The organism is Streptomyces sp. MA5143a (assembly GCF_900290235.1).
In the GTDB taxonomy this organism is placed as follows: Bacteria; Actinomycetota; Actinomycetes; order Streptomycetales; family Streptomycetaceae; genus Streptomyces.
The window spans coordinates 51,752-68,058 of the sequence record NZ_OLMK01000011.1; the positions used below are offsets into that span (position 1 = coordinate 51,752).

The 16,307-nt window shown below is 74.3% G+C and carries 6 protein-coding genes; 1 reads left to right on the plus strand and 5 read right to left on the minus strand.

Going from position 1 to position 16,307, the window contains the following annotated elements:
- Positions 1-57: 57 nt before the first annotated feature.
- From SMA5143A_RS05745 to SMA5143A_RS05755, 3 genes are read right to left on the minus strand one after another with little or no spacing between them, the layout of a single operon-like run.
- Positions 58-1,257, minus strand: coding sequence for an aminotransferase class V-fold PLP-dependent enzyme (locus SMA5143A_RS05745; RefSeq protein ID WP_107461831.1), 1,200 nt, complete (start codon positions 1,255-1,257; stop codon positions 58-60).
- A gap of 4 nt (positions 1,258-1,261) precedes the next feature.
- The gene (locus tag SMA5143A_RS05750) at positions 1,262-2,596 is read right to left on the minus strand and encodes a pyridoxal-phosphate dependent enzyme (protein ID WP_107461832.1); all 1,335 of its coding nucleotides are present in this window, start codon (positions 2,594-2,596) and stop codon (positions 1,262-1,264) included.
- The gene (locus SMA5143A_RS05755; protein ID WP_258193419.1) at positions 2,593-4,089 is read right to left on the minus strand and encodes a Y4yA family PLP-dependent enzyme; all 1,497 of its coding nucleotides are present in this window, start codon (positions 4,087-4,089) and stop codon (positions 2,593-2,595) included. The genes SMA5143A_RS05750 and SMA5143A_RS05755 overlap by 4 nt, the downstream gene beginning before the upstream one ends.
- A 491-nt stretch (positions 4,090-4,580) precedes the next feature.
- Here SMA5143A_RS05755 and SMA5143A_RS05760 point away from each other — a divergent pair, with 491 nt between their 5' ends.
- Entirely contained in the window at positions 4,581-6,035 is a 1,455-nt protein-coding gene (locus tag SMA5143A_RS05760) for a tetratricopeptide repeat protein (protein WP_107461833.1), read from the plus strand.
- A gap of 50 nt (positions 6,036-6,085) precedes the next feature.
- On the opposite strand, the gene SMA5143A_RS05765 is transcribed toward SMA5143A_RS05760, so the two are convergent.
- Entirely contained in the window at positions 6,086-7,588 is a 1,503-nt protein-coding gene (locus tag SMA5143A_RS05765) for a tryptophan 7-halogenase (protein WP_107461834.1), read from the minus strand.
- On the minus strand, positions 7,585-16,206 hold the full coding sequence (locus SMA5143A_RS05770; protein ID WP_107461835.1) for a type I polyketide synthase: 8,622 nt from the start codon (positions 16,204-16,206) through the stop codon (positions 7,585-7,587). The genes SMA5143A_RS05765 and SMA5143A_RS05770 overlap by 4 nt, the downstream gene beginning before the upstream one ends.
- Between the last annotated feature and the right edge of the window lie 101 nt (positions 16,207-16,307).

Consider the following 16,307-nt stretch of genomic DNA (forward strand, 5'->3'; position numbering starts at 1 on the left):
GGCGCGGCCCGGGTGGGGCGGACGTTGGGCCCCTGGCAGGCCGCCCCCCCGGCCGACCTAGCTCAACTCCGCCAGCACGCCCAGCAACGCGTCGATCTCCTCCGCCGTGTTGTACGCGTGCACGCTCACCCGTACCGAGCCGTCCCGTTTGTCAGTGCCGGCCTGGCAGAGGTTGTCGGCGCGGACCATGAAGCCGTGGCTGTACAGGATGAAGCCCAGGTCGTCCGAGGGGATGTCGCGGTGGCGGAAGGTGACGATGTCGTGGCGCCGCTGGACCGGGGAGTCGGCGGCCAGACTGGCCCGGCAGCCGAGGACCTCGTACGGGGCGAGGTGGCGCAGCCCCTCCGTGAAGCGGGCCGTGAGTGCCCGGGTCCAGCGGGCGATGCGGTCCGTGCCGGTGGTGTCCAGCCAGTCCAGGGCGGCCTCCAGCGCCGCGATCCCCACCGTGTTGGGGGTGCCCTGCCAGCCGCCCGGCCGGAACTCCGGCCCGCGGCCGGGGGAGTTGCGGGCCCACACGGCCCCGGAGCCGGGCAAGGCCAGGGCCTTGTGCCCGGAGAACGCCACGAAGTCCACGTCGAGGCGGTCCACGGAGAGGGGGAGGTGGCCGACGCTCTGCGCGGCGTCCAGACAGATCGGCACGTGCGGGCCGACGGCCTCGCGGACGCGGTGCACGTTCATGTCGCCGCCGTACACGTGATGGACGTGGGTGACGGCGACGAAGCGGGTGCGCGGGCCGATCACCGAGGGCAGCGCCCGGTGGTCGTAGTCGCCGGACGACTCCTGGTACGGCAGCGGCCTCACGCGTACGGTGACGCCCTGCCGCGCCAGCAGGTCCCGGACCTCCAGCCAGGGGTCCAGATTGGCCCGGTGGTCGGCGAAGGGGACGAGGATGTCGTCGCCGTCCGAGAGGAGGCCCGCGAGCCAGTCGCGGGCGACCGTCCGCAGCCCCTCGGTGGTGCCGCCGGTGAAGTGCACGCCCGAGCGGTCCGGCGCGGGGTCGCCGAGGAAGTCCTTCACGCGCCGCCGGGTGCGCTCCACCAGGGCCGTCGTGCGGTTCGCCCAGGGGTAACCGCCCCGTCCCGCGTTGGCGTTGGCGGTCGTCAGATAGGTGAGCGCGGCGTCCAGGACGGCCCGTGGCTTCTGTGTGGTGGCCGCGCTGTCGAAGTACGTGACGTCCCGGTGCGCGGTGATGATGGGGAACTGCTCCCGCACCGCGCGCTGCCAGTCGGCCAGCTCCTCCAGGTCGGTGCACGGCATGGTGTCAGTCCCTCACCAGCGGGGCGCCGGCGTCGCGCCACGCGACGATCCCCCCGGACAGACTGCGGACGTCGGGATGGCCCATACGGGTCAGCAGCGCCGCGTACCGGGCCGACTTCTCGCCGACCGGACAGGCCAGCAGCACCGGCTGCCGCTTGCTGAACGGCAGGCCGCCGCGGACGAGTTCCTCGAACAGCTCGTCGGTGATGTTGACCGACCCGTCGATGTGCAGCGCGGCGTACGCCTGAGGCCCGCGCAGATCCACCACCAGCGGCCGGGGCGCGCCGTCCTCGATCCACCGCCGTGCCTGAGCCACGTCGACCACCGCGGCCTCCGCCCGCACCTCCGCGTCGGACAGGGCCGACGCGGAGTGCCGACGGGCCGGCCGGCCCAGCAGTTCGGGGCGGCGCTGCCGTACGTACCCGAGGTAGCTCTCGGCGCGGTCGCAGACGATGAAGACCGCCGTCCGCCGCTCTCCCTCCGCCAACTCGGCGTCCAGTGGGCGCAGATGGCGTACCGCGCCGTGGACGGCGGCGCCGCCGGTGGGGCCGGTCAGCAGTCCGCAGCGGCGGATCAGGGTCAGCATCCCGTCGATGGCCTCGTCGGCGGTCACCGACTCGATCGTGTCGTACGTCGCTGGATCGAACAGACCCACCTGGTGCACCTCGTCGATGGTGCGGATACCGGGGATGAAGTCCGACTTGTGGGCGACGAGGCCGACCACCCGTACGCCGGGGTCGTGTTCGCGCAGGACACGGGCCACACCGGTGGAGGAGCCCGCCGTGCCCACGCACGCCACGAACCAGTCGGGGGCCCGGCCGTCGAGGTCCTTGACGATCTCCGGGCCGGTGCCCGCCGCGTGGGCCTCGGTGTTGCGCGGGTTGAAGTACTGGTCGGTGTGCAGATACGTGTCGTCCGGGCCGGTGAGGGTCTGGTGGAAACGGGTGAGCGGGTCGTCGGTGTCGGTCGGGTCGAGACACTCGCTCTGCCCCGGCAGCTCCTCGATCTCCGCGCCCAGCAGCAGGAGCAGGTCCTTGATCTCGGGGACCCGCATCCGGTTGGTGACGCTCTTGAAGCGCAGGCCGTGCATCCCCGCCAGCAGCGCCAGGGCCTTGGCGGTGTTGCCGCTCGACAGCTCCACGACCGTCGCGCCGCGCTCCGCCGCCGAGGCGAGTCCTGGCCCGGCCATGTGCCAGGCGGCCCGGTCCTTCACCGAGCCGAACGGATTGAGCATCTCCAGCTTGGCGTACAGGTCGATGTGGCGCAGCCCGTGCACGGCCGGGTCGATCCGGACCAGCGGCGTGTTGCCGATGGCCTCCGTGATGCTGTCGTACCTCATGAAACCGGTCCACCCGCTTCCGTGATCGGCCAGTACTCCTCGTCGAGACGCCACCTCCAGGAGTCCCGCTCCCGGGTGACGGCCACCGTGCGGGCGAGCGGCTGCCGCTGCGCACGGTGGGCGTGGAAGTCCATCGCGTACCCGGCGGTGTTGGCGAACGCCAACAGGTCGCCCACCGACGGCGGCCGGGGCAGATGGACCTTGCGGCGGGTGATCAGATCGGCCTCCAGACAGAGATTGCCCGCGAGATACACCCCCACCGGCCCCTCGTCGGCGTCCGGGTGCGCTCCGGGGCGGGGGACGAGGACCGGGTCGACGAGCACCCCGTGCTCCTCCAGGCTGACGTCACCGGCGTTCATGCCGAGGCGCACCAGCAGGTCGCCCGAGTCCGCGCCGGTCCGGCGGACGTCGAGGACCCGCGCCAGTGTCAGTCCGCACTGGTCGACCAGGGCCCTGCCCGGCTCGACGGCCAGGTCGTAGAGGTGCTCCAGGAGCAGGGTGGCCGCCGGGCGGCCCGAGGCGGGGGCGGGGTGGCGGAGCAGTTCGTCGAGGTAGCCGGGGCCCGCGGTGGGGCGGTGGGCCGGGTAGAGCGCCGGTGCCCCGCGCAGGGTGCCGCCCTCGTTGCGCAGCCCGTAGCCGTGGCCGCGCCACGTCAGGGCGGGGCGGGTGCCGAGCACGGCCTCGGCCAGCTCGGTGGTGTACCGCTCCCACTGGGCGGCGTCCGCGACGTACCCGACGCCGAAGCCGCCGCCGATGTCGATGACCCGCGGGTCCAGGCCGCGGGCGCGGCACGCGTCCATGACGGCGACACAGGTCTCCAGTGCGACGGCCTTCTCCGCGAGGCCGGTGGTGTCCAGGTGGTAGGCGAACCCCGTCAACCGGACCGCGTCCGCGTGCCGTTCGACCGCGTCCACCAGGGAGTCCACCTCGCGCACGGGTGAGCCGAAGCGGCTGCGCCGGAAGAGGACCCGGGTGCCCGACGCCGCGGACGGGGACGACTCGAACTCCGACAGCCGCAGCAGGACATCGGCGCGGGGCAGGCCGTACTTCCGCACCAGGACGGCCAGTTGATCCAGCTCGGCGGGGGAGTCGAGGTTGACGCGGGCGCCGGTGCGGGCGGCCAGCCACAGGAACTCGGGGTCCTTGGGGCCGGTGGCCATGATCCGGTCGGGGGTGAAGCCGCACTCCAGCGCGTGCCGCAGCTCGCCCAGCGAGGCGACGTCGATGCCCACCGCGGCAGGGTCGGTCGCCGTCAGCCGCCGCACCAGACTGTGCGCCTGGTTGGCCTTGTGCGCGTAGTACACCCGGCCACCGAGGCGGTGGTCGCGGAAGACGGCGCGGAAGCCGGCCGCGTTCTCCGCGATCCGGTCGGGCAGCAGCACGTTGAGCGGTGAGCCGAGCGAGTCGGCGAGTGTGTGCAGGAAGGGCGCGGCTTCCAGTAACGCGTCGAGCGGTGGTTCCAGTCGTGGTCGCAGATACAAAGGCGTACGCACGGCAGGCGGCCCCCTCTGGTGTGCACCGGCGATGGCGGCTCCCGGCAGTCGAGGACCGCCGTGGAGTACCGGCAGGCCTCACACAGCCGTTCGGGGATCAGCATTTCCCGGCGAATGTCCCTTTAAGCCCTGGGATGCGCCCTGGTCTCCGCGATCCCGAGGCCCGGGAAGCACCGTCCGGCGACGGGTTCACGCCGGGGTGCCCGAGGGGCGCGGGGCGCCGTGCACGGTGCGACAGTGCCGTTGGCGTATGCGACGTGCGGAGCCGGCAGGGGGCACCCGCGGGGCGCCCTTCCTCGGACGGCCGGCACCCTCTGACCCGGCCGGTTGTCGACCGGCGCCGACCGGGGGCGCACGGTGGTGGGTCGCGTCGCTCCGCGTGTTCCCGGTGGACCGGACGGAGCGCCGGTCGCTTTGATGGGGGTGGCGCGGGTCCCCGCGCCCCCGGGGTGGGCCAACCCCCACCGCACACGCGCCGGAGTGGAGCTGCCATGGTGACGGATCGGTACGGCAACCCCCTGTTCGAGTGCACCGCCGAGGCGGCGGCGCATCTGGACCGGGCCGTGGAGGGGCTGCTGTTCTTCCGCCCCGAGTTCCCCACGGCGGTCGCCGACGCCGTCGCGGCCTCCCCCACGGCACCGCTCGCCCAGGCGTTCTCCGCGTACCTGGGCGTGCTGGGCACCGAGCCGCGCGACGCCGCCGAGGCCCGCCGCCGCTTCACCGCGTACACCGGCGACCTCGACCGCTCGGCGCTGCCCCGCCGGGAACGCATGCACCTCGCGGCGGCCAAGGCCTGGCTCGGCGGCGACCTGGGCACGGCGGCCCATGTCCTCGAAGAGCTCGTCGTGGAGAACCCCCGCGACCCGCTGGCCCTCGCGGTCGGCCACCAACTGGACTTCTTCACCGGCGACGCGACCCGACTGCGGGACCGGATCGGCGGGGCCCTCCCGGCCTGGGACGCCGACGATCCCCACCGAGGGCCCCTGATGGGCATGTACGCGTTCGGGCTGGAGGAGTCCGGGCACTACGACCGCGCCCAGGAGGTCGCCCTCGCCGCCGTGGAGCGGAACCCGCGTGACGTCTGGGCCATCCACGCCGTCGTCCACGTCCACGAGATGCGCGGCCGGTTCGCCGACGGCATCGACTACCTGGACGCGCGACTCGACGACTGGGCGAGCGGCACCCTCCTGACCGTGCACAGCTGGTGGCACTACGCCCTCTACGCGCTGGAGGCCGGCGACACCGACACGGCCACCCGGATCTACGACGCCGTACTGCACCACAAGGACTCCAGCGGGTTCGTCATGGAACTCCTCGACGCCGCCTCCCTGTTGTGGCGGTTCCTCCTCGCCGACCTGGACCAGGACGCCCGCTGGGGGGCCCTCGCCGACGCCTGGGCGGCCCGCGCCGACCCGCCGTACTACGCCTTCAACGACGTGCACGCCGTCATGGCGTTCGCCGGTGCGGGCCGGTTGGCCGAGGCGGACGCGTTCCTCGCGGAACGGCGACGCTGGCTGGAACGCGACGACACCCGCCGGACCACCCATCACACGATGACCGCCGAGATCGGGCTGCCCGTCGGCGAGGCGCTGGTCGCGTACGTCCGAGGGGACCACGAGACGGTGGTCGACCTGCTGTGGCCGCTCCGCCGCCGCGTGCACACCTTCGGCGGCAGCCACGCCCAGCGGGACGCCGTCCAGCGCACCCTCCTGGAGTCGGCCCTGCGCGCCGGACGCGCCGACCTGGCCGGCCGGCTCCTCGGGGAGCGTGCCGGACTGAGCCCCCACAGCCCCTACAACTGGCTGGGCCAGGCGCGGCTCGCCGACACACTCGGCGAGGCCGGCCGCGCCGCCGTCGCCCGCGAAACGGCGAACGAGCTGGCCGCGCCCGCCGCGACCCGGCTGAACCGGCAGCTGCACCGGCCGTATCTCGCCCGGACTCCCTGAGGGCCGCCGCCTCAGGGTGCGCGGCCCGCTCTCCCCGAAGGGCCGCCGCCTCAGGGCGCGGCGACGGCCCACCCCAAGCCGTCCTCCGACGTCACCAGACCGCCGGGCCGCAACGGCGCCTCCTCCTCCAGCGGCCCGCCGAGGAGACCGCGCTCCTGGAGCACCGATCCCTCGTGGAAGGTCCGCCGGAACGCCGTGGACTCGTACAGCGGATTGCGGTGGCCGTCGGAGCCGGGGAGACGGCCCACGACCCGGTCGAGGTCGGAGGAGGCGGCGGTCAGCCGCGCGCCCGCCTCGGCGGGCGCGGCGAGCGCCGAGTCCCCGGACGCCAGCCCTCCCACCAGCTCCACGAACGCCTCCAGCTCCGTCGCGCCGACATTGGTGACCTTGCGGGCCTTCCAGAAGTACGACCGCTCGTCCTGGTGCAGGTCGTAGAACGACATCAGGAACTCGTAGAACAGCCCGTACTCGTGCCGGTAACGGGCCTCGAACTCCCCGAAGCACCGGGCCTCGTCGAGGGTGCCGTCGAGCGTGCTGTTGATCGCCCGGGCCGCCAGCAGCGACCCGTACGTGGCCAGGTGGACACCGGACGACAGCACCGGGTCGACGAAGCAGGCCGCGTCGCCGACCAGCACCATGCCGGGCCGCCACAGCCGGGTCTTCCAGTACGACCAGTCCTTGCGCACCCGGACCTCGTCGTAGGGGGCCTCGCCGGCCTGCGGGGCGCCGTCGACGAGGTCCCGTATCTCGGGGCACGAGTCGATCAGCCGCCGCCAGGCCGCCGTCGGATCGCCCTGGACCGCCGCCGCGTGCTCCCGGCTCACCACCGCGCCCACGCTGGTCAGTTCGTCCCGCAGCGGGATGTACCAGATCCAGCCCTCGTCGAAGGTGGCGCAGAAGATGTTGCCGTCGTTCGGCTTCGGCAGCCGCCTGCCCCCGGCGACGTACCCGAACACGGCGATGTTCCGGAAGAAGTCGGAGTACGTCCGCTTCCCGCCGACGTGCGTGTGGATGCGGCTGGTGTTGCCCGAGGCGTCCACCACGTGCCGGGCCCGCGCCTCGCGGGTCTCGCCGCCGGGCCCCATCCAGCGCACGCCCCGCACCCGTTCCTCGTCGGCGACGACGTCCGAGACCCGGCAGCCCTCCCGTACGTCCACGCCGACCCGGCGGGCGTTGTCCAGCAGGATCGCGTCGAAACGGTTCCGCTCGACCTGGTAGGCGAACGACGTCGGGTCGGACAGCCGCGGGGACAGCGCGAAGGAGAACTGCCACGGATCCCGGTTGCGGCCCCAGCGGAAGGTCCCGCCGCGCTTGAGCTTGAACCCGGCCCGCGCGACCTCGTCCTCGACACCCAGGATGCGGCACACCCCGTGCACGGTCGACGGCAGCAGCGACTCCCCGATCTGGTAGCGGGGGAAGGTCTGCTGGTCCAGCAGGAGCACGCGGTGGCCGCGCAGCGCGACGGCCGACGCGACGGTGGACCCGGCCGGGCCCCCGCCGACGACGATCACATCGAACTCCTCCGACGGCGTCTCTGATCGCGTGACGGTCACTGGTCTCCTTCAAAGGTCGACACCGGCGGGGCGGTGGGGGCTGGGGTGGACGAGGCGGCCGGGGGAGATGAGGGATGAGGGAGTGGGGTGGCGGGAGTCGGTCCCGGCGGGGTGCTCGACGGGCGTGGGGGCGCGGGGTCCGTGCGGTCGGGCGAGCCGAGCCAGGCACGGATGGCCGCCACCGTGGCCGGGGCGTGTTCCCGGGTGAGCGAGAAGTGGTCGCCGGGGACGTCGACCGTGTCGTGCGGCAGCGGCCACGACGTCCGCCAGCCGTCCCCGTCGGCGCCCAACGCCATCCGCGGCGTCGGCTCCATGGCCCGGACCAGCAGGGTCGGGGTGGCGACGGGTTCCGGCTCCCAGTCCATGAACATGCGCGTGTACGCGCCCATCGCGGCGACGGCGCTGTCGTCGTCCCCGGTCGACGGGCCCCCGGTCAGCCGCGGGGCGAGGGCGGCAGGCAGCGCCAGCAGCCACTCCGTACCGCGGTTGTCCCGGTCGACGCGGTAGGTGTCCAACAGGACCAGGCCGACCGGAGCCGCCCCCATGGCCTCCAGCCGTCCGGTCATGAGGTGTGCGACGGCGCCTCCGGTGGACGAGCCGACGACCACGAAAGGCCGGTCGCCGACCAGCCGCAGCACCGTCTCGGCGTGCGTCTGGGCCAGTGTCCCCAGGTCCTCCGGTACGGCCGCACCCTCGTCGACACCGGGATGCCGTACCTCCCACACGTCCAGGTCGCCCCGGAAGCAGTCGTGGAAGGCTCCGGCCGCGCCGCCCGGCCCGGGGAAGGACGGGTGGTAGCCGTCGAGGAACACCACGACCGGGCCGTCACCGGAGCCCTCGGCCCGCCGCAGCGGTGACAGCGCGTGCCGCCGGGCAGCGGACGCGTCGAAGGTCGGTACGGCCCAGGACGCGGTGACCAGCATGTGCATCGCGGCGACCACCTGCCCCGCCTCGCACACCCGCCGGTAGAGGGAGGAGAGGCTCCGCACGGGGCGTCCGCCCGACGGCTCGGGGGTGTGGGGCAGTGCCGTTCCGGGAGTCGCTCCCGGTGTCCTGACGGGCGTCGGACCGGGGGGCGCACCGGGTGCCGTACGTGTCGCCGCATCCGGCTCCGCAGCGGCCGTCGGCGGCTCGGGGAGGTCGTCGAGGAGGTCCAGCACGTGGCGGGCCAGGCCGTCGGCCGTGGGGTGCTCGAACACCACGGCGGCGGAGAGCCGGAGCCGTAGCGCGAGGCTGAGCCGGTTGCGGACCTGCACCGCCATCAGCGAATCGAAGCCCAACTCGTCGAAGGTCCTGCCGACGGGCAGCGCGTCGGCGCCCGGATACCCGAGCACGGCGGCCACGTCCGCCCGCATCAGTTCCGCGAGCGCCTCCGCGCGCCGGGCGGAGGGCAGGCTGGCCAGGAGCGTCCGCCAGGTGCCCGGCTCCAGCATCTCCGGGGAATCGGCGGACGCACCCGCCACCGGCCCTGTTCCGGTGCCCGAGCCCGAGCTTGACCGGGTCGCCGGCCGACGGGGACGCGACAGCCCTCGTAGGAGTGGTGGCAGCGGGCCTCGCGCGGACCGCAGGGCGCCCCGGTCCAGCCGCATGGGCGCCAGCACGGGTCCACCGTCGCGTAGCGCCGCGTCGAAGAGTGCCAGGCCGTCCCGTACGGAGAGGGCGCGCAGCACGTCACCGCTCCGCGTCGCCGCCTCCCCCGGCCGGGCCTCTCCGAGTCGTGCCGACGCCATGCCCGCGTCGTGCTCCCAGGGGCCCCACGCCAGGGACAGCGCGGGCAGCCCCTGGGTGGCGCGACGGTGGGCCAGGGCGTCGAGGACGCTGTTCGCCGCCGCGTAGTTGCCCTGGCCGGGGCGGCCCAGGAGGCCGGACGCCGACGAGAACAGGATGAACGCCGACAGCTCCAGATCCCGGGTCAGTTCGTGCAGCCGCCAGGCCGCGTCCGCCTTGGGGCCCAGCACCGCCGCCATCCGTTCGGGCGTCAGCCCTGCCAGGACACCGTCGTCCAGGACCCCGGCCGCGTGCACCACGGCGCCCAGGGCGGGTTCACAGCCCCGGATCACCTCCGCCTGCGCGACCGGGTCCGCCGTGTCGCAGGCCACGATCGTCACTTCGGCGCCCGACTCCTCCAGCGAGGCCCGCAGTTCCGCGGCGCCTGGTGCGTCCGGGCCCCGGCGGGAGGTGAGCAGCAGATGCCGTACCCCGTACGAGGCGACGAGATGGCGGGCGAGCTCGGAGCCGAGTGCGCCGGTGCCGCCGGTGATCAGCACGGTGCGGTCGGGGTCGAAGGGGCTCGGCCCGGACGGCTCACGGGGACCGGCCGCGTCCGTCCGTACCGCCGACACCAGCCGCGGAGCCCTCATGCTTCCCTCACGGATGGACAGTTGAGGTTCGCCTGTGGCCACCGCGGCGGCCAGCAGCCGCTCGGACTCGGGGCGGCCGTCCGTGTCGACCAGCACGACACGTCCGGGCAGCTCCGCCTGGGCCGTGCGCACCAGGCCCCATACGGCCGCACCCGCGAGGTCCGGCTCCACCGCGGTCGCGTCCCGCGTCACCACCACGAGGCGCGAGCCGGATGCCTCCGGGTCGCACTGCCACTCCTGGAGGGTACGCAGCACCCGGGCGGTCAGCAGACGCACGGCGTCCGGCGGTGTCTCGGCGTCGGTCGTCGGGGTGACAGCGGTGACGACGGTGGTGTCCGGTGCCATGGCGGTGCCGGTGCCGGTGCCGGTGCCGGTGTCCGTGCCGGTGTCGGTGCCGGTGTCGGTGTCGGTGTCGGTGTCCGTGCCGGTGCCGGTGCCGGTGCCGGTGTCGGCGGTGTGCTCGACGCTCACCCAGTCGGGTCGCCACAGTGCCCGTCGCGCCACGTCGTGCGCCAGGTCGGCGGAACCGGCGGGAAGCTCCCGCATCGTCAGGGAGTCCACGTGGGCCACCGGGCGGCCGGTCGCGTCGGCCAGCGTCAACGCGACCGCGTCCGTGGCCGTCCGACGCACCCGTACCCGTAGTTCCCTCGCGCCGGACGCGTGCAGACGCACACCGGTCCAGGCGAACGGCACGTGGATGGCGGCCGCCGGTTCAGCACCCGCTTCCGTACCGGCTCCCGCTTGCGCGAGCAGCGTGGCGTGGGCCGCCGCGTCGAGCAGGGCGGGATGCAGTCCGAAGCGGTCCGCACCACCCGACTCGCCCTCGGTCAGGCGTACTTCGGCGTACAGCTCGTCACCGAGCCGCCAGGCCGTCCGTACGCCTCGGAAGGCGGGGCCGTAGGCGAGGCCGTCGTCCGCGAGGGTGTCGTAGGCGTCGGTGAGGTCGATCTCGGCCGCGCCCCGGGGCGGCCACTCCGTGAGGCCCTCCGCGTCCGTCGGCGGGGACGCGGGGGCCGTGCGGGTCAACAGCCCGGTCGCGTGCCGGGTCCAGGTGAGGTCGGGGCCGTCTACGTCCGCGTCGGCGGGCGCGTCGGGGTGGGCGTGGATGTCGACCGTCCGCCGTCCGGAGTCGTCCGGGGCGCCCACCACGACCTGGACGGTCGCGCCGGCCCCCGGCGGCAGGGGCAGCGGCGTCAGGACCACCAACTCGTCGAGGGTGTCGCAGCCGACCTCGTCGCCCGCCCGGACGGCCAGCTCGACCAACGCCGTCGCCGGCACGAGGACGGTCCCGCCGATCACATGGTCGCCGAGCCAGGGCTGAGCCAGGGCGCAGAGGCGCCCGGAGAGTACGGTCCGGCCGGTGTCCGGCACCGTGAAAGCGGGTCCCAGCAGCGGGTGCCCGTCGCCCTCCGGCGCGCGGACCGGAAGCCGGGGTGCGTCCAGCCAGTACCGCTGCCGTTGGAAGGCGTACGTCGGCAACTCCACGCGGCGCGCCCCGGTGCCCTCGAACACGGTGGGCCAGTCGACGCGGGCCCCGCGCACGTGGAGCCGGGCCACGGCCGACAGCAGCGTCCCCGGTTCAAACTCACCGGCGCGCGTGGCGGCCGTGAGGAGGGGAGCGGTGCCGTTCTCGGGGCCGGGCAGGCAGTCCTCGGCGGCCGTGATGAGCGCCGGGTGGGGGCCGACCTCCAAGAAGGCCGACACCCCGTTGTCGCCCAGCCACCGCACGGTGTCGGCGAACCGGACGGGCAGCCGGGCGTGCCGCACCCAGTACTCGGGTGAGCACAACTCCCCGGCCCCGGCGAGGCGGCCGGTGACCGCCGAGACCACGGGGATCCGGGGCGGCCGGAAGGTCACCTTCTCGGCGGCCCGGCGGAAGTCGTCGAGCATCGGTTCCACGAGCGGCGAGTGGAAGGCGTGGTCCACCCGCAGCCGTACGGTTCGGCGGCCCCTGGCCTCGAAACCGGCCGCCACGGCGAGCACCGTGTCCCGCGCACCGGAGATCACCACCGAGCGCGGCCCGTTCACGGAGGCGATCGCCACCGGGCGAGGGCTCCGCGCCGCGGCCGTGGTCACGCGGCCGTCGGGGTCCGCGTCGCCGTGTGGGGCCTCGAAGTCGGCCAGCGCCGCGAGGACTTCGTCCTCCGTCGCGTGCAGCGCCACCATCGCGCCGCCCTCGGGCAGCGCCCGCATCAGCCTGCCGCGCGCCGCGACGAGGGCCGCCGCGTCGTCGAGGTCCAGGACACCGGCGACATGGGCGGCGGTCAGCTCACCGACGGAGTGCCCGGCCAGGTAGTCGGGGCGCACACCCCAGGACTCCACCAGCCGGAACAGCGCGACCTCGAAGGCGAACAGCCCCGCCTGGGTGAAGTCCGTACGGTCGAGGAGAGCGGCCTCCGGGGTGCCCGGAGCGGCGGACAGCACCACGTCGAGCGGGACGTCGAGGCGGCCCTCCAACGCCAGGCACACCTCGTCGTACGCCGAGGCGAAGACGGGGAACGCCGACCGCAACTCGACACCCATCCGCACACGTTGGGCGCCCTGGCCGGTGAACAGGAAGGCCGTACGGAGAGCGGGGTCGGCGACGGCCCGTTCCGTGCCGGTGATGGCGGTGCCGCTACCGGTACCGCCACCGGTACGGGAGGAACCGGTGGTGTCCGCGGCTCCGGCAGCTTCCCCGGCTCCCACAGCCAGCGCCTCCAACCCGGCCAGCATCCGGGCCCGTTCACCCGGCGGGACCATCGCCCGATGCGTCGACGCCGAGCGCGTCACGGCCAGGGAGACACCGACGTCGGCCGGCGACAGTCCGGGCCGCGCGGCCAGATGGTCGGCGAGACGGCGCGCTTGGGCGCGCAGCGCGCCCGCGTCCGCCCCGGAGAGCAGCCAGGGGACACCGTGGGCGGCGACGCCGGGCCCGCCCGGGGGCTGCGCAACCAGGCGGTCGTCCTCGTAGGGCGGCTCCTCCACGATCACATGCGCGTTGGTCCCGCCGATCCCGAACGCGGACACCCCGGCCCGCCGAGGTCGGCCCGCGGTGGACGGCCACGGCCGGGCGGCGGTGAGCAGTTCCACCTTCCCGGAGGCCCAGTCGACATGCGGTGAGGGTGTCTCGGCGTGCAGGGTGCGGGGCATCTCCCCGTGCCGCATGGCCTGCACCATCTTGATGACCCCGGCGACCCCGGCGGCCGCCTGCGTGTGCCCGAGGTTCGACTTGACCGACCCCAGCCACAACGGATGCTCGCGGTTCTGCCCGTACGTGGCGAGCAGGGCGCCCGCCTCGACGGGGTCGCCCAGCGTGGTGCCCGTACCGTGGGCCTCCACCACGTCGACATCGGCCGGACGGAGCCCTCCATCGGCCAATGCCCGCTCCACCAGACGCTGTTGGGCCTGACCGTTGGGCGCGGTGAGTCCGTTGGACGCGCCGTCGGAGTTGACGGCGGAGCCGCGCAGCACGGCCAGGACGGGGTGGCCGTGCCGCCGGGCGTCGGAGAGCCGTTCCAGCAGCACCAGCCCGACGCCCTCCGCCCAGGCGGTGCCGTCCGCCGCCGCCGAGAACGACTTGCAGCGGCCCTCGGGGGAGAGCCCCCGCTGCCGGCTGAACGCCGTGAACGGCTTCGGTGTCGCCATCACCGTGACCCCGCCGGCCAGCGCCAGGGAGCACTCGCCCGACCGCAGGGCAGCGGCAGCCCAGTGCAGGGCCACCAGGGAGGAGGAGCAGGCGGTGTCGATCGTGATCGACGGCCCGCGCAGGCCGTACACGTACGAGATCCGGCCGGCCGCCACACTGCCGGACGTGCCCAGTCCCAGATGGGCCTCCAGGTCGTGGTGGACGAAACGCGCCGAGTAGTCGGCGTGCATCATGCCGACGAACACCCCCGTGTCGCTGTCGCGCACAGCGGCCGGGGCGATCCCGGCCCGTTCCCACACCTCCCAGGAGGTCTCCAGCAGCAGCCGCTGCTGCGGATCCGTCGCCAGGGCCTCCCGCGGCGCGATCCCGAACAGACCCGCGTCGAACTCGGCGGCCCGGTGCAGGAATCCGCCCCGCCGGGTGTACGAGGTGCCGACGCGGTCGGGGTCCGGGTCGTAGAGGGCGGCCAGGTCCCAGCCCCGGTCGGTCGGGAAGCCGGAGGTGGCGTCCCGGCCCTCGGAGACGAGCCGCCACAGGTCCTCCGGCGAGTACACGTCACCGGGGTAGCGGCAGCCCATGGCGACGACGACCACCGGGTCGTCCTCGGCCGCGGCGGAGGACGAGCCCCCGCCGGTCCCCGGCACGGTCGTCGGCGTCGCGCCGAAGAGGGTGGTGTGCAGGGACCGAGCCAGCTCGGCCGGGCTGGGACGGTCGAAGACCAGCGTGGCCGGGAGCCTCAGCCCGGTCGCCGCGCCCAGCCGTTCGACGAGTGCGACGGCACCCACGGACGTCAGCCCCAGATCGGTGAACGGCGTCTCGGCGCCGAGGAGTTCGCCCGGCCCGCCCCCGCACACCTCGGCCGTCTCGGCGAGCACCGCCTCCTTGAGCGCCCGCTCCCGCCCCTCCGGAGGCAGCGACAACAGCCGCCGCCACAAGGCCCCGTCGGCCGCCGGGTCGGCCTGGGGCGAGGTCGCCGGGGGCGGGGGCACCGAGGGGGAGGCCGGCGAAGGCGCGCCGAGTGACTCGGCGGTGGCCCCGGCCGTGACCTCCGGCGCCATCGGCGCTGCGACGACGGCGTGCCGGGCGATCTTGCCGGAGGCCGTCCGTGGCACCGCCGCGATCTCATGGAACTCCACGGGCAGCTTGTACTCGGCGAGCCGGGTGCGGCAGGCCGCCAGCACCCGCCGAGGATCGAACCCGTCCGGTCCGGGGACCACGTACGCCACCGGCACCTCACCCAGCACGTCGTGCGGTCGGCCGACGACCAAGGCGTCCGTCACACCGGGACTGTGCAGCAGGGCCTGTTCGACCTCGGTGGGGTGGATGTTCTCGCCACCGCGGATGATCAGTTCGCTGACCCGCCCGGTGAGGCGGAGGTGGCCGTGCTCGACCCGGCGGCCGAGGTCACCGGTCCGGTACCAACCGTCCGCCAGGGCCGACCCCGTGGCCTCGGGCCGCTGGTGGTAGCCCGTCATCAGACCGGGCCCGCGGACCCAGATCTCCCCCTCGCCGCCGTCGGTGACATCGTTGCCGCCCCCCGGATCGACGACGCGTACGTCCACTCCAGGGATCGGAGGCCCGCACGAACCGTCGACAGTCGGCCCGTCCGGCCGGTTCACCGCGATCATCCCGCATGTCTCGGTGCTGCCGTACGCGTCGAGCAACCGCGCTCCCAACGCCCGCTCCACCTCGCGGCGCAGCGCCGGGGAACTGGGCGCTCCCGCCACCAGACACGTACGGAGCCGCACCGGCAGCGCCGCGCCGTCCGCCGCCGCCAGCAGCCGGTGGTACACCGCGGGCACCCCCGCCAGCACGGTGTAGGGACCGTCGAGAGCCCCGTGCGGGTGGTGCAGTTCGCGCCACAGGCCGTCGGGCGGCAGCAGGTCACCGGTGATGCGGGCGCTCGCGCCGACGGCGGTGACGCCGAGGATCGCCAGGGAGTGGCCGAAACTGTGGAACAGCGGCAGGGGCCACAGCAGCCGGTCCTCCGGCGAGAGACCGAAGATCGGCGCGTAACAGGCGGCCACCGACCACAGGGCGGCCCGCTGGGTCGACACCACGCCCTTGGGGCGGTGCGTCGTACCGGAGGTGTAGAGCATCCAGGCCGGCTCGTCGAGACCGAGATCGTCCCGGGGCGGGTCCTGACCGGGCCCGTCCGCCCCGGCGACGGCGTCGAGGAGAACGGTGCCCTCCGGTGCGTCCGCCGGGACCGGACCTGGCCCCGTCAACAGCACCCGCGGGCCGCGCCCGTCGGCTGCGGGGCTCGTCCGGTGCAGCCGTGCGAGCCGCGCCGGGTCGGTGACGACGACGGAGGCGCCGCTGTCCCGCAGGAAATGGGCGAGCTCGGCGTCGGAGGAGCGGGGGTTGAGGGGGACCCCCACGGCACCGGCGCGGAGGGCGGCGAGCACGGCCTCGACCATCTCGACACGGTTGCCCAGGCAGATCGCGACCCGCGCGCCGCGCTCCAGGCCGGTCCGCGCGAGATGCGCGGCCAGTCCGCCGGTGCGCCGCTCCAGCTCCGCGTAGGTGACGGCCCGCGCGTCGTCGGCGAAGGCCACCCGGGACGGCGACCGCTCGGCGTGCGCCTTCAGCAGCTCCGGCAGCGGCCGTATCAGTCCGTCGTGATGCATGTGGCGCCTCCCCGGCCCCGTGGGACCCACCGTCAAGCTCCTTACGGAGCAACGGCGTTGACCCTAAGCGGAGGAGGCCGAATGTCCGAACGTCCGGACCG